At 49.4% G+C, this 21,983-nt stretch carries 11 protein-coding genes and 2 rRNA genes; 11 read left to right on the top strand and 2 right to left on the bottom strand.

What is annotated here, in order from left to right; all coding sequences use genetic code 11:
- Positions 1 to 102: 102 nt before the first annotated feature.
- Positions 103 to 3,132, bottom strand: a complete 3,030-nt coding sequence (locus C0Q44_RS04335; protein WP_374955067.1) for a DEAD/DEAH box helicase — start codon at positions 3,130 to 3,132, stop codon at positions 103 to 105.
- Positions 3,129 to 4,907 carry an SWIM zinc finger family protein gene (locus tag C0Q44_RS04330; protein WP_181150850.1) on the bottom strand — a complete coding sequence of 593 codons (1,779 nt, stop codon included), beginning with the start codon at positions 4,905 to 4,907 and terminating at the stop codon, positions 3,129 to 3,131. The genes C0Q44_RS04335 and C0Q44_RS04330 overlap by 4 nt, the downstream gene beginning before the upstream one ends.
- 295 nt (positions 4,908 to 5,202) lie before the next feature.
- On the opposite strand from C0Q44_RS04330, the gene C0Q44_RS04325 reads away from it, so the two are divergent.
- The 11 genes from C0Q44_RS04325 to C0Q44_RS04275 all read left to right on the top strand — a co-directional run bounded on the left by C0Q44_RS04325 (position 5,203) and on the right by C0Q44_RS04275 (position 21,944).
- The gene (locus C0Q44_RS04325) at positions 5,203 to 6,021 is read left to right on the top strand and encodes an endonuclease/exonuclease/phosphatase family protein (RefSeq protein WP_105406190.1); all 819 of its coding nucleotides are present in this window, start codon (positions 5,203 to 5,205) and stop codon (positions 6,019 to 6,021) included.
- 451 nt (positions 6,022 to 6,472) lie between these two features.
- Complete coding sequence (locus C0Q44_RS04320; RefSeq protein WP_105406189.1) at positions 6,473 to 8,812, top strand: glycoside hydrolase family 88/105 protein; 2,340 nt, start codon at positions 6,473 to 6,475, stop codon at positions 8,810 to 8,812.
- 357 nt (positions 8,813 to 9,169) lie between these two features.
- Positions 9,170 to 10,510 carry an ABC transporter substrate-binding protein gene (locus tag C0Q44_RS04315; protein ID WP_105406188.1) on the top strand — a complete coding sequence of 447 codons (1,341 nt, stop codon included), beginning with the start codon at positions 9,170 to 9,172 and terminating at the stop codon, positions 10,508 to 10,510.
- Positions 10,511 to 10,558: 48 nt separating this feature from the next.
- The gene (locus tag C0Q44_RS04310; protein WP_105406187.1) at positions 10,559 to 11,506 is read left to right on the top strand and encodes a carbohydrate ABC transporter permease; all 948 of its coding nucleotides are present in this window, start codon (positions 10,559 to 10,561) and stop codon (positions 11,504 to 11,506) included.
- Complete coding sequence (locus C0Q44_RS04305) at positions 11,506 to 12,354, top strand: carbohydrate ABC transporter permease (RefSeq protein WP_105406186.1); 849 nt, start codon at positions 11,506 to 11,508, stop codon at positions 12,352 to 12,354. Before C0Q44_RS04310 ends, C0Q44_RS04305 begins: the two co-directional genes overlap by 1 nt.
- A 66-nt stretch (positions 12,355 to 12,420) precedes the next feature.
- The gene (locus tag C0Q44_RS04300; protein WP_105406185.1) at positions 12,421 to 13,119 is read left to right on the top strand and encodes a cache domain-containing protein; all 699 of its coding nucleotides are present in this window, start codon (positions 12,421 to 12,423) and stop codon (positions 13,117 to 13,119) included.
- An 83-nt stretch (positions 13,120 to 13,202) separates the two neighbouring features.
- Entirely contained in the window at positions 13,203 to 14,180 is a 978-nt protein-coding gene (locus C0Q44_RS04295) for a sensor histidine kinase (protein WP_105406184.1), read from the top strand.
- On the top strand, positions 14,181 to 15,785 hold the full coding sequence (locus C0Q44_RS04290) for a response regulator (protein WP_105406183.1): 1,605 nt from the start codon (positions 14,181 to 14,183) through the stop codon (positions 15,783 to 15,785).
- 50 nt (positions 15,786 to 15,835) lie between these two features.
- The gene (locus C0Q44_RS04285; protein ID WP_105406182.1) at positions 15,836 to 16,381 is read left to right on the top strand and encodes a GNAT family N-acetyltransferase; all 546 of its coding nucleotides are present in this window, start codon (positions 15,836 to 15,838) and stop codon (positions 16,379 to 16,381) included.
- Between the two features lie 673 nt (positions 16,382 to 17,054).
- Positions 17,055 to 18,607, top strand: a 16S ribosomal RNA gene (locus tag C0Q44_RS04280).
- 410 nt (positions 18,608 to 19,017) lie between these two features.
- Positions 19,018 to 21,944: ribosomal RNA gene (locus tag C0Q44_RS04275) — 23S ribosomal RNA — on the top strand.
- Together the 16S and 23S rRNA genes form the textbook arrangement of a ribosomal RNA operon.
- The last annotated feature ends 39 nt before the right edge of the window (positions 21,945 to 21,983 follow it).

The following is a 21,983-nucleotide window of genomic DNA, read 5'->3' as shown; positions in this document are numbered from 1 at the left end:
AAGCCGGAATTCAAGTTCCGAAACTTCGCTCTTTTTTTGTTTTTACTGTGATCCGATCCAGATATGACTTGCTTTAAGTTGCGGCTTTCAGTTCATTGAAGGTCAACCTGACCAGTCACGACGTCGAGTGAACAGATCCTGCAGCTCATCGGTGGACAATTCTGTAATCCAGTTCTCGGAGCTGGTAATAATGTTATCACTAAGTTGCTGCTTACTCTCCAACATCTCGTCGATCCGCTCCTCTAACGTGCCGAGAGAGATGAACTTGTGTACCTGAACATCCTTCGTCTGGCCCATCCGGTATGCTCGGTCGGTGGCCTGATTCTCAACAGCAGGGTTCCACCAGCGGTCAAAATGGAACACGTGATTAGCTGCGGTCAGATTCAGACCCACGCCGCCTGCCTTGATAGACAGAATGAAGACTGATGGTTGCTGATCCTCAGGCAATGTCCGAGACTGGAATTCCTCAATCATTCGGTCACGTGCCGTCTTGGAGGTACCCCCGTACAGATACAGGACAGGTTCCTGCAATTCCTGACGCAACACCTGTTGCAGCATCTGTCCCATGCCGATGTATTGTGTGAAAATAAGGCAACGCTCGCCCTCGTCTCGCAATTCGCGGACAAGCTCCATCAGTCGTTCCAGCTTCGCGGAGCGACTGATCAGCATTGCCATGTCCTGTGGACTGTACACATCATAAGCAGAAGCCAATGTGTTGTTCTCTGACAGATTCTCCGGTAAAGCCTCTTTGGTCAACAACAGCGGATGGTCACACAACTGTTTAAGCTGAGTTAACGCCGAGAGGATGGCACCTTTGCGCTTAATACCTTCCAGCTCTTTCATTTTATCCATCAGGGCCTGCACGGATTGGTCATATAATGCACTTTGTTCACCCGTAAGGTGAATGTAGGTTTTCATCTCGTTTTTATCCGGCAGATCAAGCTGGATATTCGGATCTTTTTTCTTGCGGCGCAGCATGAACGGTTTCACGAGCTGTTGCAGATCCTGCATGCGCTGCTCGTCCTTATCTTTTTCAATGGCACTGATGAAGCGAGTCTGGAACGCCCGGGCATTCCCCAAATATCCTGGATTGATAAAATCATAGATCGACCACAGCTCAGACAACCGATTCTCAATTGGCGTACCTGTCATGGCGATGCGGTGTTTCGCTGGGAAGCTGCGGACAGCTAAGGACTGTTTGGTCTGCGCGTTCTTGATATTCTGCGCTTCATCGAGACAGATGGATGCCCACGTATAAGTCTGCAACATTTCCTGATCCAGTGTAGCCGTAGCAAAGGACGTAATGATAATATCCACCTGCTCGGTCTGCTCCCGGAATTCTTCTCCACTTCGTCTCCGTGCACCATAGTGCAGACTTACATTAATGGAAGGTGCGAAGCGGCTAATCTCTTTTTGCCAGTTGCCCAGTACGGAAGTCGGACAGATCAGAAGTGCTGGTGCTTGTCCCGGAGTACGCGGTTCATGATCCTTAATGTGTAGCAGATACGTAATGAACTGAATGGTTTTTCCGAGACCCATATCATCTGCGAGACACGCTCCAAGACCGAATCTGCGCAGAAATCCAAGCCAGGCAAAACCTTCCTTCTGATAGGAACGCAGTTCCGCATGGAGTCCCGTCGGAATTGGCAGGGAAGGCGCACCACCTTGCCCACCCCCGAGTTGTGAGATGACTCGGTTCAAGTGTTCGTTCAGCTCAACCTCCAGTCGAATATGCTCACCGGATTGTGGCTGTTGTTCTTCCTCGACTTGTTGACCTTCCTTCCATTTCTGATTGCGATATTCACGTTGTTCATTATGCAACAGATGCAGATGCAATATATCCTGGAACGAAAGTCCTTGCTCCCGGTCGATACCGCCCATGGCGCGGCGTATCTGTTCCAGCAGATCGGGGTCGAGTGGGACCCATTCTCCGCGGAAGCGAACCAGCCGTTCATTACGGGCAACCAGATCAGCGAACTCATCTTCGCTGAGATCCGTGTCACCAATGGCAATCCGCCAGTCAAAATGAATAATCGAGTCCAGTCCAAAGAACGACTGTCCCCGCTCACTGCCTTCCTCAGGCTGCACCTTGGCACGCAGTTTAGGCTTCTTCCTGCGGGCAGCTTCCCACCAGCCCGGAAGCAGTACTTGCCAACCGGCCTGAAGTAACCTGCCACTATCCTGTGTCAGGAACTGCCAGGCTTCCTGATCTTCCAGTGGATTACTCAGCACATCCCGTCTGCCGCTGATGGAGCTTCCAAGACGCGGCAGATGCGCGCGCAGCTGATCCAGCCAGCTGGCAGAACGATCCAGAATGAATGGCGTCCATACTTCTGGCCAATCTCCTTCAAGTCTGCCGCGTGAATCCAGCAGAACGGGCACCAATACGGCGGCATCCAGTTTGTTCTGCAATACCAGTCGTAACCGCCAAGATGGCTCATCATCGTCCGGCTCCTGTAATTGCAGCATAGGCCTAAATGGTGCGGCATCTGCTTTCCATCCGATCGAGACGAGCCAGGACTGGGCATCCATTCCGGCGGTCTGAGGAACTGTTCCACGCTCTGGAAACAACTGTGGGAATTCGCGCCGCAGATCAGTTGCAGCCTCTTCCGAGCTGTACCAGTACTGGAATACGAAGGCGGAATAGGCCGATCCGAGCCCTTCAGCGTAGCTCTCATCTGTTTGCTGAATTGCTTTGCCAAGCGATGCCCGATCCTGCTTCTTCAGACTGTCGAGGTCCCAGGTCCACTGGAGTTGTCCTGCGCGATAGGCTTCGAAGCTAGGTACATATTTGCGTTTCTCGATGGATGCTGCGAGTGCTGGAGCCAATCGAATCAGATGGTTAGCCTGCTCATCCCATTTCCATTCAATATGGAGCAGGGTATGCATTTCGGCAAAAAAAGGAATGACTTCTTCCGCAGGCAATACAACCAGCTCAACCTCATCAATCTGCCGGATTTCCAGCTCTGTACCATAGAAGGAGGGCGCATGCCAGGCGAATAATCGCTGCTTCAGCGACTGTCCGGATACAAAGTGATGCGTGTTGAGTGCTCCGTAGAACAAAGCATCGCCATATCCGGTTAAAGCGACGTGAACTTCAATCGTCTCGGTGTAAGGGTGAATCAGGCTCATGAGATCAGTTTTCCTTTCCGAAGCTCTTCCTGCAGGGCACGAAGCCGACTGTTACGTACAGCCAGTGTGGTGATGAACTGCTCCCAATGCGCTTCATGCTTCAATTTTTTATAGATTTTGGAGAGGCGTTTCAGCAGCTTCACTGCTGCTTTGTATCCGTCCCTGTTCTTATTCCCGATATAACGCTCCACCGCCTGATGATAGAAGGGAAGCAATAGTTCAGGCGCTTCTTTCTCAATGGGTTGCAACACGGCTACGCGGAATTCCAGAGGCTCAGTTCCCGTACTAAGCTGAAAATCAATCCAGCGGCGCCACTGACCACGAGAATGCATGGCATCCTCATAAGCTGGGCGAGAGTGGGGAAGCATGCTGACCAGCGTGTCCCACATACGGTTCTCTGAATCGGGCAGATGATGAATGGCTATGTCCCACAATTGCATGTAATCATTCAAAGGCGAATTACGCCGATTTGCCAGCAGAGGTCCAAGTTGCACCAACCACTCTCCGAGTCGTTTCCATTCACCTGAATCTGCGAGCACATGGAGAAAATGCAACAGATGCTCTGGCGGAATGCCATAAGCCGTGCTTCCATTCACGAGTCGCTGCCAAGCCTGATCATCCTGTCCCATATGAAAGGATATCCAGCTCTGTGCCAGTACCAGTGGCAAGGGCAGGGTTACGGATTTACCCGGTCTGTCACTTCCGATAGCAACACCCGGAGTGCTGCTCAAAACACTGCCACCGGATGGTGCGGATGCCGAAGCGGTAAGTAATCCACGTTCAATATCATTTAATATAACAAGTTCTGATTCCAGCATCTCCGTTTTCCCCTGAAGCCCAGGCACAATCCAGTTCAACCATAACTGTCGATAGATCGGGGAGAAGAACATCATGCTCGCCGTCTCAGGCATCATCTGTGTTCGCAGATAGGCTGAGGTTTCAGTAAGTCGTGTCCAGATGTGATCCAGCTTCTTCCCCTTGAGACCAGACAGACCAAGCGGATGGGTAAGGACGTGCTCAATGCCTTTCAGAAGTCCATCCACAGCAAGTTGGGCCGGATAGCTTAGATATACAGGAGTATGCGTAATCGAGTTACGTGCCGGAGGTATACAGAACCTGATCAGGTAGAGCTGCACATGTAATTCAAAAAGTTGATCCAACGCCTCAGACAGCTTCGGTTTAATGGCGTATAGTTCGTCCGCTGCTTCCTGCACATAGGAAGTGCTTGCTGTGCCGGTACCCAGCCGTCTTAGACATGAGTGGAACAGCTCATGCCACTCTGAGATTTCAAGATCGGCAAGCTCGGTTGCGCGTTCCTTGATCTGGCTGTATTGGTTGCCCTGAATATCGTTATCCTGCACGTCATGTGCTGCGTTGGCGATACTGGATTCTCCTGCGAACCTGGCTCCAACGGGCTTGGTAATTTGTTTCAACGAGGTACTGGAATGGGCGTTCACAATGGCAGGAACGGGCCGCTCCAGCTGCTCGGCATAACTCATCAATACGGCAGCCATATGTTTGCAACGAGAACTCACTGGGCAGGTACAAGAACTGGTCGACAAAGATTGCAAGTTCAGTCTGACCTTATATGGCTCCGATCCTTGTACTACAGACGAGATGATATAGTGTTCAGTGAATTCTAATGGTCCGACACGTTTCTGTTTATAATATTGGAATCCGCGCATAATCGTCAGGTTGTTGAATTGCTCCGCAACCTCTCGGATCAGCTGCTGCCACTGCGCATCATCCATTCTCAAGTTATTCGGTAGGTTCATCATTCCATCTCCTGAGGTAAACGTAGGTTCAATAATCGTCAGAACGTATCAAGACGTCTATGACGTATTGCTGTGAATTGAATGTATCCATCATATCAGTTCTGAACCGATTCGTGCATAAGTTAAGAGAATCTCAAGACATTTTGGACAAACATAAACCTAGAGTATTCCATCGCATCCGTTTGCGACTGGCATGCATGATTGCCTCATATTGTGTATGCTTAGCATATGTATTCCTTTCAGGAACGATGTAGGCCGGGGAAACGGCCATATTACAAACAACAGGAGAGAGCATATGAAAATACTTACGTTAAATACCCACGCTTGGGCAGAAGAGGATCAATTGAACAAGATCAGTCAGCTGGCTGAGTTTATCAATACACATCAATTTGATGTGATTTCCATGCAAGAAGTTAACCAATCCATGCAGGAAGCAGAGCTGTCTGAAGAAGAACTGGAGACTTATTTTGCCACCGAATCCGATGCTGTAATCAAAAAAGACAACTATGCCTACGTCCTGCTTCGACAGTTATCCGAAACCTATTACTGGACATGGATTCCTGCTCATATCGGGTTCCGCAAATACGACGAAGGGCTGGCGATCCTGAGCCGGACACCGATTACACAGACTTTTGGAGAATACGTATCTCATATGCGGGATTATAACAATTATCGTTCACGCAAGATTGTGGGGATTGAGACGGTCGTCGAAGGTGAAGCAACCTGGTTTGTGAATGGACACTATAACTGGTGGGATGATGCGCAGGAACCTTTCAAGGGGCAATGGGATCTCACGGAGGACAAGCTTGCTCCATATATGGAACAACCGTTATATATGATGGGTGATTTTAATAATGTCGCCGAAGTACGAGGGGAAGGCTATGATTATATGATGAGCAAAGGCTGGAATGACCTCTATACCACCGCATTGCAAAAGGATGACGGGGCAACCGTGGTGAAGGCCATTGCCGGTTGGGCAGACAACAAACGCGACCTGCGGATTGACTATATTTTCTCCAATCGCCCGATTCAGGCCAAGTCTTCCACCGTGGTTCTCAATGGCAAAAATGGACCTGTCGTGTCCGACCATTTTGGTGTCGCCGTAGAAATTTAGGAGCTGTGCTATATAACGATACGAAAGCCTCCGCTGGCTTCCTGTGATATCGGAAGTTCAGTCGGAGGCTTTTCTCATGCCAAGAATTAATATGTAGATGTTGCTTTCGGATGAACAAGTTCATTCTATTTCGGCCCAGGCCTATTCGAGCGCTAACATCTGATGTACATACTTTTTCAGATTTGCACTTGTCTCGCTAAGCTGTTCAACACGATCCGCAGCAATCTGCAGGCATGATCACCGGAGGAGAGAGAATGAATCTCCCGAACAGTTATTTGTAAGCGTAAACAAAAATCTGTAGCCACCATGGAGCATGTCAGTTATACTGGGATTATTAATGGGTGTTCGTAGTAAACCAGAGGATAATAACTTTCCCGAAAAGGGATTTTCTTACAGAGGTTAAGCGCTATATCTACACTTTATTTCAACGAGAGAGGAATGTGGGCATTCGATGACGACCTATTTCAGTGAACCGCAGAGCATGTATTATCGATTTGGAGAAGATCAGGATCAGGTACTGAAGGTACTTGCCGAGAGATATATTGGAGCGAATGCGCAGGCTGATTTTGTATATCGGGTATTTCAGAAGTCGGGTATTTTGCAGAATGAAAAAGGGCTTTATGATCTGAACTTGGGTAACCGCTTTCCTGATGCACCCAAAGACCATATTTCCTATGCCGCAGCGCTGGTCTGGGGAGATGAGGATCGTAATCTGGATGTGCTCGTCCGCTGTTATGGACCTGTTCGTTTCTATTTCAATGAGCAGCTGGCCTATCGCTCTACCGTAATGGATGAGATTAGTCCGGACGCAACGGTGAAGCTCAGTATTGACATCAAGCCCGGTTGGAACACAATCTGGTTGGAAATGAAGAATACCCCTGCCGGTTTCGGATGCCAGTTCGGGTCAGATGAAGGTAAAGTCCGCATTTTGAACATCTTTGCTCCTTTTGAGGAGAGACAGGGACAAGCAGGCTGGATTTACTCCAAACCGATAAGTGCGAAAGAATTGCCCACTCTCCGTTCTGGCGAGAGTTCCATCAGCTACGGGATCGGGAATTCAGATGTGAACCTGCTTGGGAACGAGGCAGAGCACAGTCTGGAGTGGCTGCCTGAGACAGACTGGTCCGACGACAACAAGGCCAAACCGACTCTTGAACGAATCTATGGTCATCTTCCCGGCCGCCATGCTTATGCATGGACCCAACTGAACAATAGCGATTCAACAGGTAGTCTGGTTCAATTGACTGGTCAATCTTCTGGATCTCTGAGTGTATGGATTGGCGGCAAGCGAGTGGCGCAAGTGAAAGAAGCGGGTCCATTTGAAGTGGATGTAGCTGCTGTTTATGGACGGAGCGACTTGCTTGTTCGAAGTGAATGCAACGATTCAGAAGAGTCCTGGCATTTTAACCTGAATGCAATGGTTCTAGGTAAGCCGCTGCAATTGGAGCTTCCTCAGCGTGTGCATGGTGCTCTCGGAGAGTCGTGGCTATATGCGGGACCTTTTGAATCTGAGACAGAACCCGATGTACAGGATTTGATTCGGACAGACCGATTGTATAAGACGAGTAGAACACAAGAGAGCGCCGAAACGGAGAGTAAGCAGACACAGATTGAACACACGTATTGGCGATTGGATCGACCGGATGCATGGATACGTCCTTATTATGAGAATGCCATGCTCAGCAACAAGTGGACGGTGGGCAGTGTAACCAATTATGGTCGCTGGGATTACCCATTGGGTGTCACCGTGTATGGTCTGTTGCAGACAGGGCGTCACTTGCAGAGACCGGACATTACGCGATATGCGGCTGAACATGTACAGGCGTGTACTCGCATGTATGAGTACTCACTATGGGATCGTGAACAGTACGGCTTCCCGGCAGTCAACCAACAGTTGGTCATGCTAAAAATGCTGGATAATTGCGGTTCTTTTGGCTCAGCGATGCTGGAAGCGTATTCAGAATGTAAGGAACCGACGTTTCTTCCGATTGCCAAGCGGATTGCAGACTTTATGCTTTCTCGGTTGGAACGTAAGGAAGATGGAGCATTTTATCGGAAGTGCATTGGCGAATACGCCGAGAATACAATGTGGGCAGACGACCTCTATATGAGTACACCGTTTCTCGTTCGCTATGCTCGCGTAACAGGGGATTCATCCGCACTGGATGAAGCAGCCAGACAATTCTCGCTGTATCGGAAGTATCTGTTCATGCCTGAATTCAAGATCATGTCCCATGTGTATGATTTCAAATACGGACAGGCAACACAGATCCCTTGGGGACGTGGGAATGGTTGGACACTGTTTTCCTTGACGGAGGTATTGGAGGCTCTTCCGATAGAGCACCCTGAGCGCCCAGCTTTAATTACTTTCTTCAACGAGTTATGTGAAGGATATGCCGCGCTTCAAGGGGAGAGCGGGTTGTGGCATCAGGTGCTGAATGATCCACAGACCTATGAAGAAGCCTCCTGTACAGCGATGTTTGCCTACGGTTTTTCTCGTGGCGTGCGTTTCGGCTGGTTTACAGACCCTGAAGTTTACGTCACAGCTGCCCAGCGGGCATGGCAGGGACTCGTCTGCAAAGCCATTGATCGTCAAGGTAATGTGCACGGCGTATGTAGCGGATCAAGATATGCATTTACGGCAGAATATTACGATAAGGATTTGCGTACCGTGACCAATGACAATCATGGAATCGGCATTATGATGCTGGCAGGAACTGAGGTAGCCAAAATGAAGAAACACCTGGCTGAGCGTAAAACAGAATCTTCACCTGCTGTCTCACACTCCTGACAGAGCTACAGCATACACAACGGTGAAGGTGCGGAGCAGTGGTTCCTTCCATCGACTCACATAACTTAAACGAATCATATGCTAATAATGAATTCATTGTTTTTGCCTGATTCACGATCATCATATTCATTCAGGTCTGTTGTTCTCTGCTCAATGCTTATGCTTGTATACCCGTAATCATAATTAATACGGGATCATCGCCGCCGGGAATGTTATTCTCGGTGGTTTTTGATTCCTTCAACCCCTTACTTTTTTGACAGAAAAGCTTACTTTTGTTTATGTCATGTGCGGCGAAGGACCGTTACAATAGATTTTGTAAGCGATTACATAAGAGCGAAAAGGGGAGGAAATTCATTCATGATGATCACCAAAAAGTGGGTAACCCTGTTCTGCCTGTCCCTGTTATTGTTAACTACAGCCTGTTCTGGAGGGGCCGCCGATACACCAGCTTCTTCTGGTGAAGCAAGTGAAGGTAAAGGGGACTCTTCAGGCAACATTGAACTGCGTATGACATGGTGGGGATCACAGACCAGACATGATCTGACAACCAAAGTGATCAAATTGTTTGAAGAGAAACATCCGGGAATCACCATTAAACCTGAATATTCGGGTTGGGACGGTTACTTTGACAAACTGACTACTCAGGTAGCAGGTTCAAACGCACCGGATATTGTACAGATGGATTATGCCTTTCTGACTGACTTTGCCCGGCGTGGTGCCTTACTTGATCTGACTCCATATGCAGAGAGCAAAGATCTGCGGACAGAGGATCATGACCCAAGCATGATTACAGCTGGATCCATTGACGATAAATTATATGCGATTACCCTCGGCGTAAACGCACCAGGTGTCATTTATGACGCAACCGTATTCCAGGAACTAGGGATTGAAGAACCGAAAGAGAGCTGGACATGGAAGGACTTTGGGGATATTGCAAGCAAGATTGCTGCAGCCAAAGGTGACGGATTCTACGGATCTGCAGACATTTCCGGCACAACGAATATGTTTGAGGTATTTATCCGGCAAACCGGGAAAGGATTGTTTGATGGGGGCACGATGACAGCGACCAGCGAGGAGCTTCAACAATGGTTCGATATGTGGGGAGCGCTTCGTGAGAATGGTGGAGTGACCACAGCGGAGATCACGGCATCCACGACCAATGCACTGGAGACACGCCCGATCTCACTGGGTACAGCTGCCATGGATTTTGCGTGGTCTAATCAATTACTGACATTCCAACAAGTGAACAAAAACCAGGATCACAAACTTGGCATCCAGGTTCTCCCGCATGGTGTGGATGAAAAGCAAATCGGTGAATACCTGAAACCAGGTCAGTTCCTTTCCGGTTATGCCAAAACGAAACATCCGAAAGAAGTAGCCATGTTCATTGATTTCATGGTCAATGATCCGGAAGCTACAGCTATTCTTGGCTCTGAACGCGGTGTGCCAGTTAACTCAGCCATTCGTGAACAGATGCAGCCAACGCTGCTGGAAGCAGAGCAATCCATCTTCCAATTCATTGATACCGTATCGAAGAACTCCAGCGAAATTGACCCGCCATACCCACAAGGATTTGCTGAAGTGGACACAAGTTTCAAGAGCGCAAGCGAGCAGATCGCGTTCGGTCAAGGCAACACACCGGATGTGATTGCGCAGTTTATTGAAGGGTCCAAGGCTACGCTTGGTTCGAGTCAATAAATAATTGAAACGGTTCCAGACTTCTAATTCCGCGGGGAGGTTGCGAAGATGACTACATCACAGGTCGGTCAAGCCCAGATTGAGAGCGTAGCTACCCGGCGGGTGAAACGGAGATTTGCACATAATGGAGCAGCGCTTCTGTTCCTCGCCCCATGGCTTATCGGGTTGTTATTTCTCACCCTGGGTCCCATGTTAGTATCGTTATACATTTCGTTCACCGACTACAGTATCCTGGCCGCCCCTTCATGGGTCGGTCTGGATAACTACACCACGATGTTTACAACGGATAAATTGTTCACCCAGTCACTCAAAGTCACATTTACGTATGTCGCTGTATCCGTACCGGTTAAGCTGATTTTCGCATTACTCGTAGCGATGCTGCTCAATAGGGGAATACGTGGTCTTGGCATTTACCGGACGGTGTACTACATCCCGACATTGCTTGGAGGTAGCGTGGCGATTGCCATGTTATGGCGTAAAATGCTCGGTGGGGACGGGCTGCTTAATAGTGTCCTCGCCATGGTGGGTATTAAGGCACCCGATTGGGTTGCTAATCCGAAGTATGCCCTGTACTCCATCGTGCTGTTATCCGTGTGGCAGTTCGGATCGTCGATGATTATTTTCCTGGCAGGCCTGAAGCAGATTCCACCCGAATATGATGAAGCTTCAGCGGTGGACGGTGCAGGCCCAATGCGGAGATTCTTCTATATAACATTACCGATTCTGTCGCCGGTTATCTTCTTCAATCTCGTTATGCAGCTGATTACGTCCTTTCAATCGTTCACGCAGGCTTTCATTATCAGTAATGGTAGCGGTGGGCCAGTGAATTCAACATTAATGTACTCTCTGTATCTGTACAAAAAGGGATTTTCGTTCTTTCAGATGGGCTATGCTTCCGCGATGGCCTGGGTGCTGGTTATCCTGATTGGGGTATTTACATTGCTCGTATTCCGCAGCAGCAAGCTGTGGGTGCACTATGAGGATGGTGGGAAATAATGATAGGACAACGGAACTCTACTGCATGGGTAGTCGCCAAACATATGCTGATCTCAGCCATCGCCTTCGTCATGCTCTATCCGGTTCTGTGGATGCTGGGTAGTTCGTTCAAACCGGGACATATGATCTTTACAGAAACCTGGTTCTGGCCGAAGGAATGGAATTGGCAAAATTACATGAATGGCTGGTCAGGGATTCAAGGCAATCCGTTCTCCCGGTTTCTGACCAACTCCATCGTCTTGTCGCTGGGAGCCGTGCTGGGCAATGTCATCTCCTGCTCCATGGCGGCGTATGCCTTCGCCCGATTGAACTTTCGTTTCAAAGCCATCTGCTTCGGCCTGATGCTTATGACGATCATGCTGCCACATCATGTGACGCTGATCCCACAGTACATCCTTTTCAACCACCTGGAGTGGGTGAATACGTACCTGCCACTTGTGGTGCCGAAATGGTTGGCAACCGATGCCTTCTTCATTTTCCTCATGGTACAGTTCTTCCGGGGACTGCCCAAAGAGCTGGATGAGGCAGCCACTATCGATGGATGTGGACCGGTGAGAATTTACACCAAAATCATCATTCCACTTGCCTTTCCAGCGCTGGTCACTACGATGATCTTTACGTTTTTGTGGACATGGGACGACTTCTTCAGTCAGTTAATCTACCTGAGTGACGTTAGCAAATACACCGTACCGCTGGGTCTGCGCTTGTTCCTTGATTCCAGTTCCCAATCCGATTGGGGCCCGATGTTTGCCATGTCGGTGTTGTCACTGGTGCCATGTTTTATCGTATTTATCGTGTGTCAGAAGTACTTCGTGGAAGGAATCGCGACCTCTGGGCTCAAAGGGTAATTCCAAGACGAAACGAGTTGATCCCGTATGCGGAAAGGAAGATGGTCTTCATATATTAATCATAAAATGCAACAAAGCAAGCTCTCCACGTTGATGGTGACTTGCTTTATTGCGTTTAACTTGTTGCTCGTCTCTGTCATTGTCTGGCTGGCATATCAGTCCTTCTCTGCGGTTACGTTTGCCGAGATTAGCAAGGCACGCTTGGCTCTTTTGAATGAGAGTACACGCCGGGGATTCGATTTCATCACAGGGGTAACAGGTACGGCGTATGCCTTAGCAAGTAATCGGGAACTGTCCAGTCTGCTGGAAACGACGGAGACGGGCAGACTTTCGCAGATTCATCAACGGCGGGAAGTATCCCGCATACTGGATCATACCCTGGTCGTCAGTGAAGGTGTTACTTCTATAGAACTGTACACCGATGCGTTTAACGGTGTTGCAGTCACCATGGCTGATCGCATCTTTCCGGTAGATACCATTTCCAATGATTCCTGGTTCAGTACACTGGAGCAGGCAGATGCGGCATGGGTACCGCTGCGGGAGAATGAATCCGGTCAATCGTTAATTGGATACGCCCAGCGAATCTTTGACAGTCGAGGCGGGACGGTGGCCTATGTGCTCATCCGGCTGAGCCGCACAGACATTGTACGCAGATTTGCTGATATGCCTATGGTTCTGGATGGAAAGGTACTGCTAGTGGATACGGCTGGTAATGTCGTCATGCAGATGGGGGAGCTGATTCCTTTGATGATCCCTTTATTGTAGATCGTGCATGGATTCAGGAACACGTCCAACATGGCGAAGATGGATTTGAAGTCGTCTCCGGTAAATCCGGCGGCTCCCAGCTTGTGCTGTATTCGAGACCGGCAATGCTTCAGTGGCGTCTCGTGCAGACCATTCCTGTGCATATGCTGTTATCCCCGATTAGACACGCAGGATGGCAGATTCTCGGCATCGCTATAATTGGACTGTTATGCTCGGCGGTACTCGCGTATCTGTTTGTGCGGCAGATCGTTCGTCCCTTGCGCCAACTGATTAAGCGAATGAGGCAATTGGAGAAAGGTGATTTTGATACCCGGGTTCAACTGTCGTTCACTGAGGAATATGCCCACTTGGCGTATGGCTTCAATCATATGGCCTCACAACTCACAACATTGATGGATCAGGTGAAGGACGAGAGCCGTGCCAAACGGGAAGCCCAGACCGACTTGCTTGAGGCCCAGATCAAACCCCATTTTCTATACAACACGCTGGATATGATCCACTGGCGCGCACTCGATTACGAAGCCAAGGATATCAGTCGCATGATCGTGCAGCTTAGCAAGCTGTTGCGGATCGGACTGAGTGGGGGGAGGTTATTTATCCGAGTAAGGGATGAGCTTGAGCATGCCCGCTGCTACGTCAGCATTCAGTCAGAGCGGCTACCCTTTTCCATTCAATATCACGAACAGATTGATCCGCGTATTCGCGGATGTTATATTCCCAAGATCATTTTGCAGCCTTTTATCGAAAATGCCGTCATGCACGGACATCCTCAAGAAGGTACACTTCGAATTCAGGTTCATATGCACGAAGTAGGAAGCGCTAATTCGGATATTGTCATTATTATTACGGATAATGGGCAGGGTTTGCCAGAGGGGTGGAAACTCGAAGAGACGAGTGGCATCGGCGTACGAAACGTACACCAGCGTATTCAGCTATATTGTGGTAAGAGGTATGGCGTTCAACTAAGTGATGGCGTGTCAGGCGGCGTGGAAGTGACAATTACGCTACCGCGAATTGAGACCGATGAACAATTAAATCTGTGGCTGGATGGTGAAAAGTGAATGAAGACCATTATGCTTGTAGATGACGATCCTCATATTGTAAAGGCACTAACGGACCATATCGATTGGCCTTCCTTGGGCCTCAGCATTGCAGGTACGGCCTCCAATGGCTTGGACGCGCTGGAGATGTTTCACCGTGTACATCCGGATCTTGTCATGACGGACGTCTATCTGCCGGGAATGACTGGACTTGAGATAACACAGGCATTGCGTCGCACTCATCCTCATCTGCCGATCATCATCCTTAGTGGATATGACGAGTTTGAGAACGCCCGGGCTGCAATGCGTTGGGGTGTGAATCACTTTTTGCTGAAACCGGCGGAGGTAGAGGAGATTGAGTCTGTTTTACGTGAGGTGTTACTGGAGCAGGACGTGCGTGAGCGACACGAGCAACTGGAGCGGACTTACAAACAGGAGGTCGGACGGGTGCTTCCGTACCTGCGCAAACAGTTTCTCCATGAATTGCTGACCACGCGGTATCGGGCAGAGGAACTGCCTAAAGAACGCATGGACTATATAGGCATTCGTATGCCTTCACAGACACGCGCCATTAGTCTGCAACTGAATCGCCCTGTGTTTTTGACACGGATGAAAGAGCGGGACTGGCAGCTGCTCCGCTACGGGGCGGCAGATATTATTCAGGAGACAGTGAAGGAGCAGCTAGGACGCGTGGCGGGTGGTCAGGTGGAGATTGTGGATTACTCGGATCAGGTGTTTGTGTTGCTTCTACTAGGTGATATGGATGAGCTGGAGGAAATACAACCACTCGTGGAGAGAATGATTGATCAGATCTTTACGTATCTGAAAATCGAAGTAAGTGTCGGCATAGGAAGACCCAAAAGCCACCCCTGTGAGGTGATAGACTCTTATCTGGAGAGCAGGGAAGCCGTAGAAACAGCAGAATTTCAGGGCGGAAGTCGTATCTATCGATATGAAGCCTCAGGGGATAAAGAGCCAAGTGTGACCGATTATTCATTACTGCTTCGTCAGTGGAATGAGGCATGGGCGGATATCAGACCTGATCTGGCGGAAGAGGTGTGGCATCATATCCGCGTTCTACTGAAAGAGGGCAACTGTGTTGGTATTCAGGATGTACAGGTTGTAGCCGTCAGTCTTTTTGACACATTGATTCATAGTTGGAACCGACTACACCCCATGTTAACGCCGCCGCTGGCGATGAGTGATTTTCTACGTGAAATTCAATCGAAATATGCTCTGCATGACCTGGTAAGCTGGATGGACAGTATTATCTGCAACTGGCTGGAACAGATACGGAAAGAGATGGGTGAGAAGAAAAGTAACAAGCTAATAGAGCAGGTGAAACAGTATGTAGAGCTGCATTATGCCGAAGAGATCAGTTTTGAAGCTATCGCCAAAGGGCTGTTCGTACACCCGAAGTATCTAAGCCAGCTATTTAAAAGGGTGACCGGAGAGAATTTTGTGAGTTATTTGAACGGATACCGAATTCAGCGAGCGTTGGAACTTCTGCAGTCAGGCCATTACATGGTGTATGAGGTTAGTGAGATGACAGGGTTCCGTAATGCTACGTATTTCAGTCAAGTGTTCAAAATGCTTACCGGCAAGAGCCCATCTGAAGTGGGCTAGAGTAGCAGAAGGATGATTTTAAGATAGAATGAAAAGGCGGATTAACACTTATGATTGTTGAACAGCAGCATTATCACGTTAAAGGAGTAACCTACACGATTCGATCGGCGGAGGAAAATGATGCAGACACCTTGTCAGCACTTCGTGTACAGCTGGATGGAGAAACGGAGAATATGGATCGTGAAGAGGGCGAAGCGTATATCGATGCAGCTGGTTTCGTTCATAGTATTCACTCGGACACAGAGAAGTCGCGGAACCTGTTTCTCGTTGCAGTTGTAGAGGGGGAGATTGTGGGATACTCCAGATGTGCGGGCACAGAGTTGAAGCGGTTTAATCACAAAGTTGAGTTTGGCGTGTGCGTAGCCAAAGAATTCTGGGGATATGGCATTGGTAAGAGCCTGCTTGCGGAGTCGGTACAATGGGCAGACAGGAGTGGTTTTGAAAAGATAACCCTGAACGTGCTGGACAAGAACGAAAAGGCAATTGAGCTATATCAGAAGAGCGGCTTTGTTATTGAAGGTATTCTGAAAAGAGATCGACGCCACGCGGACGGAAAGCATTACGATACGGTGGTGATGGGCAGGTTCAAAGACTGACAGTGAAACAATGAAAGTATGCGATCCGATCTATCATGTTCATTATTGTTGAGCTCTAATATAGCACTCGATATCTAATATAGTAGAACTTTAATAGAGTGAGGTTTCGTATTATATAGAAAGTAATCGTTGGATCGCTTCTATTTCATATCCTCAGGGAGAGACAGATTGCAATCTGTGAGGAAAGGAGTGGAATAGATAATCTGAAGTGAGCTAGACAGTGCTATAGAAGAAAGACGCTACAAATGAAATGATATAGAAGATCATGATTAGTTTGTTGAAAAAATACTTGCAATGAAAATCTGTACATGGTATATTCTAATTCCGGCCAAGAAAACACAAGATAAACGGTGCGGCAAGCAAATGAAATAAGCTTCGAAAGAAACTTAAAAAAAGAGCTTGCAACGTTGGTTCGGATGTGATAAGATATAAAAGTTGCTGAAGAGAACGACATTCGGTAACGAAATAAGTTTGATCTTTGAAAACTGAACAACGAGTGAGTAAACATTCTGCTTGCAGAATGAACGCAAAAGTTGGAAACAAGCCTTGGCTTGAATCGGCTGGAGCACAAATGAGATTTTTAATCTCGTCAGATTCAAAATGAGCATATCGCTCTTTTCAAATACTTGAGATGATTTTTATAGCGTCTAACCACGCTACTGAAATTCATCTTTTATTGGAGAGTTTGATCCTGGCTCAGGACGAACGCTGGCGGCATGCCTAATACATGCAAGTCGAGCGGACTTGAAGAGAAGCTTGCTTCTCTGATGGTTAGCGGCGGACGGGTGAGTAACACGTAGGCAACCTGCCCTCAAGTTTGGGACAACTACCGGAAACGGTAGCTAATACCGAATAATTGTTTTCTTCTCCTGAAGAGAACTGGAAAGACGGAGCAATCTGTCACTTGGGGATGGGCCTGCGGCGCATTAGCTAGTTGGTGAGGTAACGGCTCACCAAGGCGACGATGCGTAGCCGACCTGAGAGGGTGATCGGCCACACTGGGACTGAGACACGGCCCAGACTCCTACGGGAGGCAGCAGTAGGGAATCTTCCGCAATGGGCGAAAGCCTGACGGAGCAATGCCGCGTGAGTGATGAAGGTTTTCGGATCGTAAAGCTCTGTTGCCAGGGAAGAACGCTTGGGAGAGTAACTGCTCTCAAGGTGACGGTACCTGAGAAGAAAGCCCCGGCTAACTACGTGCCAGCAGCCGCGGTAATACGTAGGGGGCAAGCGTTGTCCGGAATTATTGGGCGTAAAGCGCGCGCAGGCGGTCATTTAAGTCTGGTGTTTAATCCCGGGGCTCAACCCCGGATCGCACTGGAAACTGGGTGACTTGAGTGCAGAAGAGGAGAGTGGAATTCCACGTGTAGCGGTGAAATGCGTAGATATGTGGAGGAACACCAGTGGCGAAGGCGACTCTCTGGGCTGTAACTGACGCTGAGGCGCGAAAGCGTGGGGAGCAAACAGGATTAGATACCCTGGTAGTCCACGCCGTAAACGATGAGTGCTAGGTGTTAGGGGTTTCGATACCCTTGGTGCCGAAGTTAACACATTAAGCACTCCGCCTGGGGAGTACGGTCGCAAGACTGAAACTCAAAGGAATTGACGGGGACCCGCACAAGCAGTGGAGTATGTGGTTTAATTCGAAGCAACGCGAAGAACCTTACCAGGTCTTGACATCCCTCTGATCGATGCAGAGATGTATCTTTCCTTCGGGACAGAGGAGACAGGTGGTGCATGGTTGTCGTCAGCTCGTGTCGTGAGATGTTGGGTTAAGTCCCGCAACGAGCGCAACCCTTATATTTAGTTGCCAGCACTTCGGGTGGGCACTCTAGATAGACTGCCGGTGACAAACCGGAGGAAGGTGGGGATGACGTCAAATCATCATGCCCCTTATGACCTGGGCTACACACGTACTACAATGGCCAGTACAACGGGCTGCGAAATCGCGAGATGGAGCCAATCCCAACAAAGCTGGTCTCAGTTCGGATTGCAGGCTGCAACTCGCCTGCATGAAGTCGGAATTGCTAGTAATCGCGGATCAGCATGCCGCGGTGAATACGTTCCCGGGTCTTGTACACACCGCCCGTCACACCACGAGAGTTTATAACACCCGAAGTCGGTGGGGTAACCGCAAGGAGCCAGCCGCCGAAGGTGGGATAGATGATTGGGGTGAAGTCGTAACAAGGTAGCCGTATCGGAAGGTGCGGCTGGATCACCTCCTTTCTATGGAGAATCGTTTCCCGAGTGGAAACATTCAAATAAGCAGGTTCTTTAGAACCTGCACAGCGACTCATTTCGGTCCGTCACTTCGGTGTGGATGAAATGAAAAGCAAAACACTCACTCGTTGCTCAGTTTTGAGAGCTCAAACTCTCAAACAGCTTGCTTTTGCATGGAGCTTGTTCTTTGAAAACTAGATATCGAAATGAAATTTTGCGAATTAGAACATTCCTTTAAGGGATGAATGCTTGTTCGGTTCAAGTAACCGATCAACAATCATCCTAGCTGATCTTGTGTAAACAAGTGAAGTGTTTATAAGGTAGATAATTGCTGTTGTGATGGTATCGAATGGGAGTGACTTTTGGCTTTGCGCAAGCAAAACAAGAGAAGCGAGCCGTCGAAATCGGAACAATTTGGTTAAGCTACTAAGAGCACACGGAGGATGCCTAGGCGCTAGGAGCCGATGAAGGACGTGGCGAACAACGAAACTGCCTCGGGGAGCTGTAAGCAAGCTTTGATCCGGGGGTGTCCGAATGGGGAAACCCAGCTGGGGTAATTTCCAGTTACTCATAACTGAATACATAGGTTATGCAGAGGCATACCAGGGGAACTGAAACATCTAAGTACCCTGAGGAAGAGAAAACAATAGTGATTCCGTCAGTAGCGGCGAGCGAACGCGGAGAAGCCCAAACCAGAGAGCTTGCTCTTTGGGGTTGTGGGACGTCTCACATGGAGTTACAAAGGAACCGATTAAGCGAAGAGGTCTGGAAAGGCCCGCCAAAGAAGGTAAAAGCCCTGTAGTTGAAAGTCGGTTCTCTCCGAGACGGATCCCGAGTAGTGCGGGGCACGTGAAACCCCGTATGAATCCGGCAGGACCATCTGCCAAGGCTAAATACTTCCTAGCGACCGATAGTGAAGCAGTACCGTGAGGGAAAGGTGAAAAGCACCCCGGAAGGGGAGTGAAATAGAACCTGAAACCGTGTGCTTACAAAAAGTCAGAGCCCGTTTTAGGGGTGATGGCGTGCCTTTTGTAGAATGAACCGGCGAGTTACGTTCCCGTGCAAGGTTAAGGTGAAGAGCCGGAGCCGCAGCGAAAGCGAGTCTGAATAGGGCGACATAGTACGTGGACGTAGACCCGAAACCGGGTGATCTACCCCTGTCCAGGGTGAAGGTGCGGTAACACGCACTGGAGGCCCGAACCCACGCATGTTGAAAAATGCGGGGATGAGGTGGGGGTAGCGGAGAAATTCCAATCGAACTCGGAGATAGCTGGTTCTCCCCGAAATAGCTTTAGGGCTAGCCTCGGAAAACAGAGTCGTGGAGGTAGAGCACTGATTGGGTGCGGGGCCCGCAAGGGTTACCAAGCTCAGTCAAACTCCGAATGCCATAGACTTACTTCCGGGAGTCAGACAGTGAGTGCTAAGATCCATTGTCAAAAGGGAAACAGCCCAGACCATCAGCTAAGGTCCCCAAGTGTGTGTTAAGTGGGAAAGGATGTGGAGTTGCACAGACAACCAGGATGTTGGCTTAGAAGCAGCCACCATTGAAAGAGTGCGTAATAGCTCACTGGTCGAGTGACTCTGCGCCGAAAATGTAACGGGGCTAAACACGCCACCGAAGCTATGGCTTGATGCAGTGCATCAGGGGTAGGGGAGCGTTGTATAAGGGTTGAAGGTGTACCGTAAGGAGCGCTGGACATTATACAAGTGAGAATGCCGGTATGAGTAACGAAAAGACAAGTGAGAATCTTGTCCGCCGAAAGCCTAAGGGTTCCTGAGGAAGGCTCGTCCGCTCAGGGTAAGTCGGGACCTAAGGCGAGGCCGAAAGGCGTAGTCGAAGGACAACAGGTCGAAATTCCTGTACCACCGTAAGCCGTTATGAGCAATGGGGGGACGCAGTAGGGTAGTGACGCGGACTGATGGATGTCCGTCTAAGCAGTAAGGCTGATGTGTAGGCAAATCCGCACATTACTAAGGCTGAGCTGTGATGGGGAGCGAAAATTATAGTAGCGAAGGTCATGATCTCACACTGCCAAGAAAAGCCTCTAGCCAGGTGATGGTGCCCGTACCGCAAACCGACACAGGTAGGCGAGAAGAGTATTCTAAGGCGCGCGGAAGAACTCTCGTTAAGGAACTCGGCAAAATGACCCCGTAACTTCGGGAGAAGGGGTGCCCCGGTAGTGTGAATAGCACGAGGGGGCCGCAGTGAAAAGGCCCAAGCGACTGTTTAGCAAAAACACAGGTCTGTGCGAAGCCGTAAGGCGAAGTATACGGGCTGACGCCTGCCCGGTGCTGGAAGGTTAAGGGGAGTGGTTAGGAGCAATCCGAAGCTGTGAACCGAAGCCCCAGTAAACGGCGGCCGTAACTATAACGGTCCTAAGGTAGCGAAATTCCTTGTCAGGTAAATTCTGACCCGCACGAATGGCGTAACGACTTGGGCGCTGTCTCAACGAGAGATCCGGTGAAATTTTAATACCTGTGAAGATGCAGGTTACCCGCGACAAGACGGAAAGACCCCATGGAGCTTTACTGCAGCTTGATATTGAATTTGGGTACGATCTGTACAGGATAGGTGGGAGCCTTTGAAACGTGAGCGCCAGCTTGCGTGGAGGCAACGTTGGGATACCACCCTGATCGTATCTAGGTTCTAACCTGGTACCGTAATCCGGTGCGGGGACAGTGTCAGGTGGGCAGTTTGACTGGGGCGGTCGCCTCCTAAAGAGTAACGGAGGCGCCCAAAGGTTCCCTCAGAATGGTTGGAAATCATTCGAAGAGTGCAAAGGCATAAGGGAGCTTGACTGCGAGACCTACAAGTCGAGCAGGGACGAAAGTCGGGCTTAGTGATCCGGTGGTACCGCATGGAAGGGCCATCGCTCAACGGATAAAAGCTACCCTGGGGATAACAGGCTTATCTCCCCCAAGAGTCCACATCGACGGGGAGGTTTGGCACCTCGATGTCGGCTCATCGCATCCTGGGGCTGAAGTAGGTCCCAAGGGTTGGGCTGTTCGCCCATTAAAGCGGTACGCGAGCTGGGTTCAGAACGTCGTGAGACAGTTCGGTCCCTATCTGTCGTGGGCGTAGGAAATTTGAGAGGAGCTGTCCTTAGTACGAGAGGACCGGGATGGACGTACCGCTGGTGTACCAGTTGTTCCGCCAGGAGCACCGCTGGGTAGCTATGTACGGAAGGGATAAACGCTGAAAGCATCTAAGCGTGAAGCCCCCCTCAAGATGAGATTTCCCAGTATGTAAGACCCCTTGAAGACGACGAGGTAGATAGGCTGGGGGTGGAAGTGCAGCAATGCATGGAGCTGACCAGTACTAATCGGTCGAGGGCTTATCCAATATGCAAGTGATAAATCGCAAATTTCGTTTCGAATCTAG

Source organism: Paenibacillus sp. PCH8 (assembly GCF_002968835.1).
Classification (GTDB): domain Bacteria; phylum Bacillota; class Bacilli; order Paenibacillales; family Paenibacillaceae; genus Paenibacillus.
Note: the sequence above shows the minus strand (reverse complement) of the source record. Positions and strands in the feature narration are given on the sequence as shown.

Bases quoted from the DNA above. Each gene is read 5' to 3' on its own strand.
- C0Q44_RS04330 (WP_181150850.1), bottom strand. From the start codon at position 4,907: ATGAACCTACCGAATAACTTGAGAATGGATGATGCGCAGTGGCAGCAG.
- C0Q44_RS04285 (WP_105406182.1), top strand. From the start codon at position 15,836: ATGATTGTTGAACAGCAGCATTATCACGTTAAAGGAGTAACCTACACG.
- C0Q44_RS04320 (WP_105406189.1), top strand. From the start codon at position 6,473: ATGACGACCTATTTCAGTGAACCGCAGAGCATGTATTATCGATTTGGA.
- C0Q44_RS04310 (WP_105406187.1), top strand. From the start codon at position 10,559: ATGACTACATCACAGGTCGGTCAAGCCCAGATTGAGAGCGTAGCTACC.
- C0Q44_RS04325 (WP_105406190.1), top strand. From the start codon at position 5,203: ATGAAAATACTTACGTTAAATACCCACGCTTGGGCAGAAGAGGATCAA.
- C0Q44_RS04315 (WP_105406188.1), top strand. From the start codon at position 9,170: ATGATGATCACCAAAAAGTGGGTAACCCTGTTCTGCCTGTCCCTGTTA.
- C0Q44_RS04335 (WP_374955067.1), bottom strand. From the start codon at position 3,132: ATGAGCCTGATTCACCCTTACACCGAGACGATTGAAGTTCACGTCGCT.
- C0Q44_RS04305 (WP_105406186.1), top strand. From the start codon at position 11,506: ATGATAGGACAACGGAACTCTACTGCATGGGTAGTCGCCAAACATATG.
- C0Q44_RS04300 (WP_105406185.1), top strand. From the start codon at position 12,421: ATGCAACAAAGCAAGCTCTCCACGTTGATGGTGACTTGCTTTATTGCG.
- C0Q44_RS04290 (WP_105406183.1), top strand. From the start codon at position 14,181: ATGAAGACCATTATGCTTGTAGATGACGATCCTCATATTGTAAAGGCA.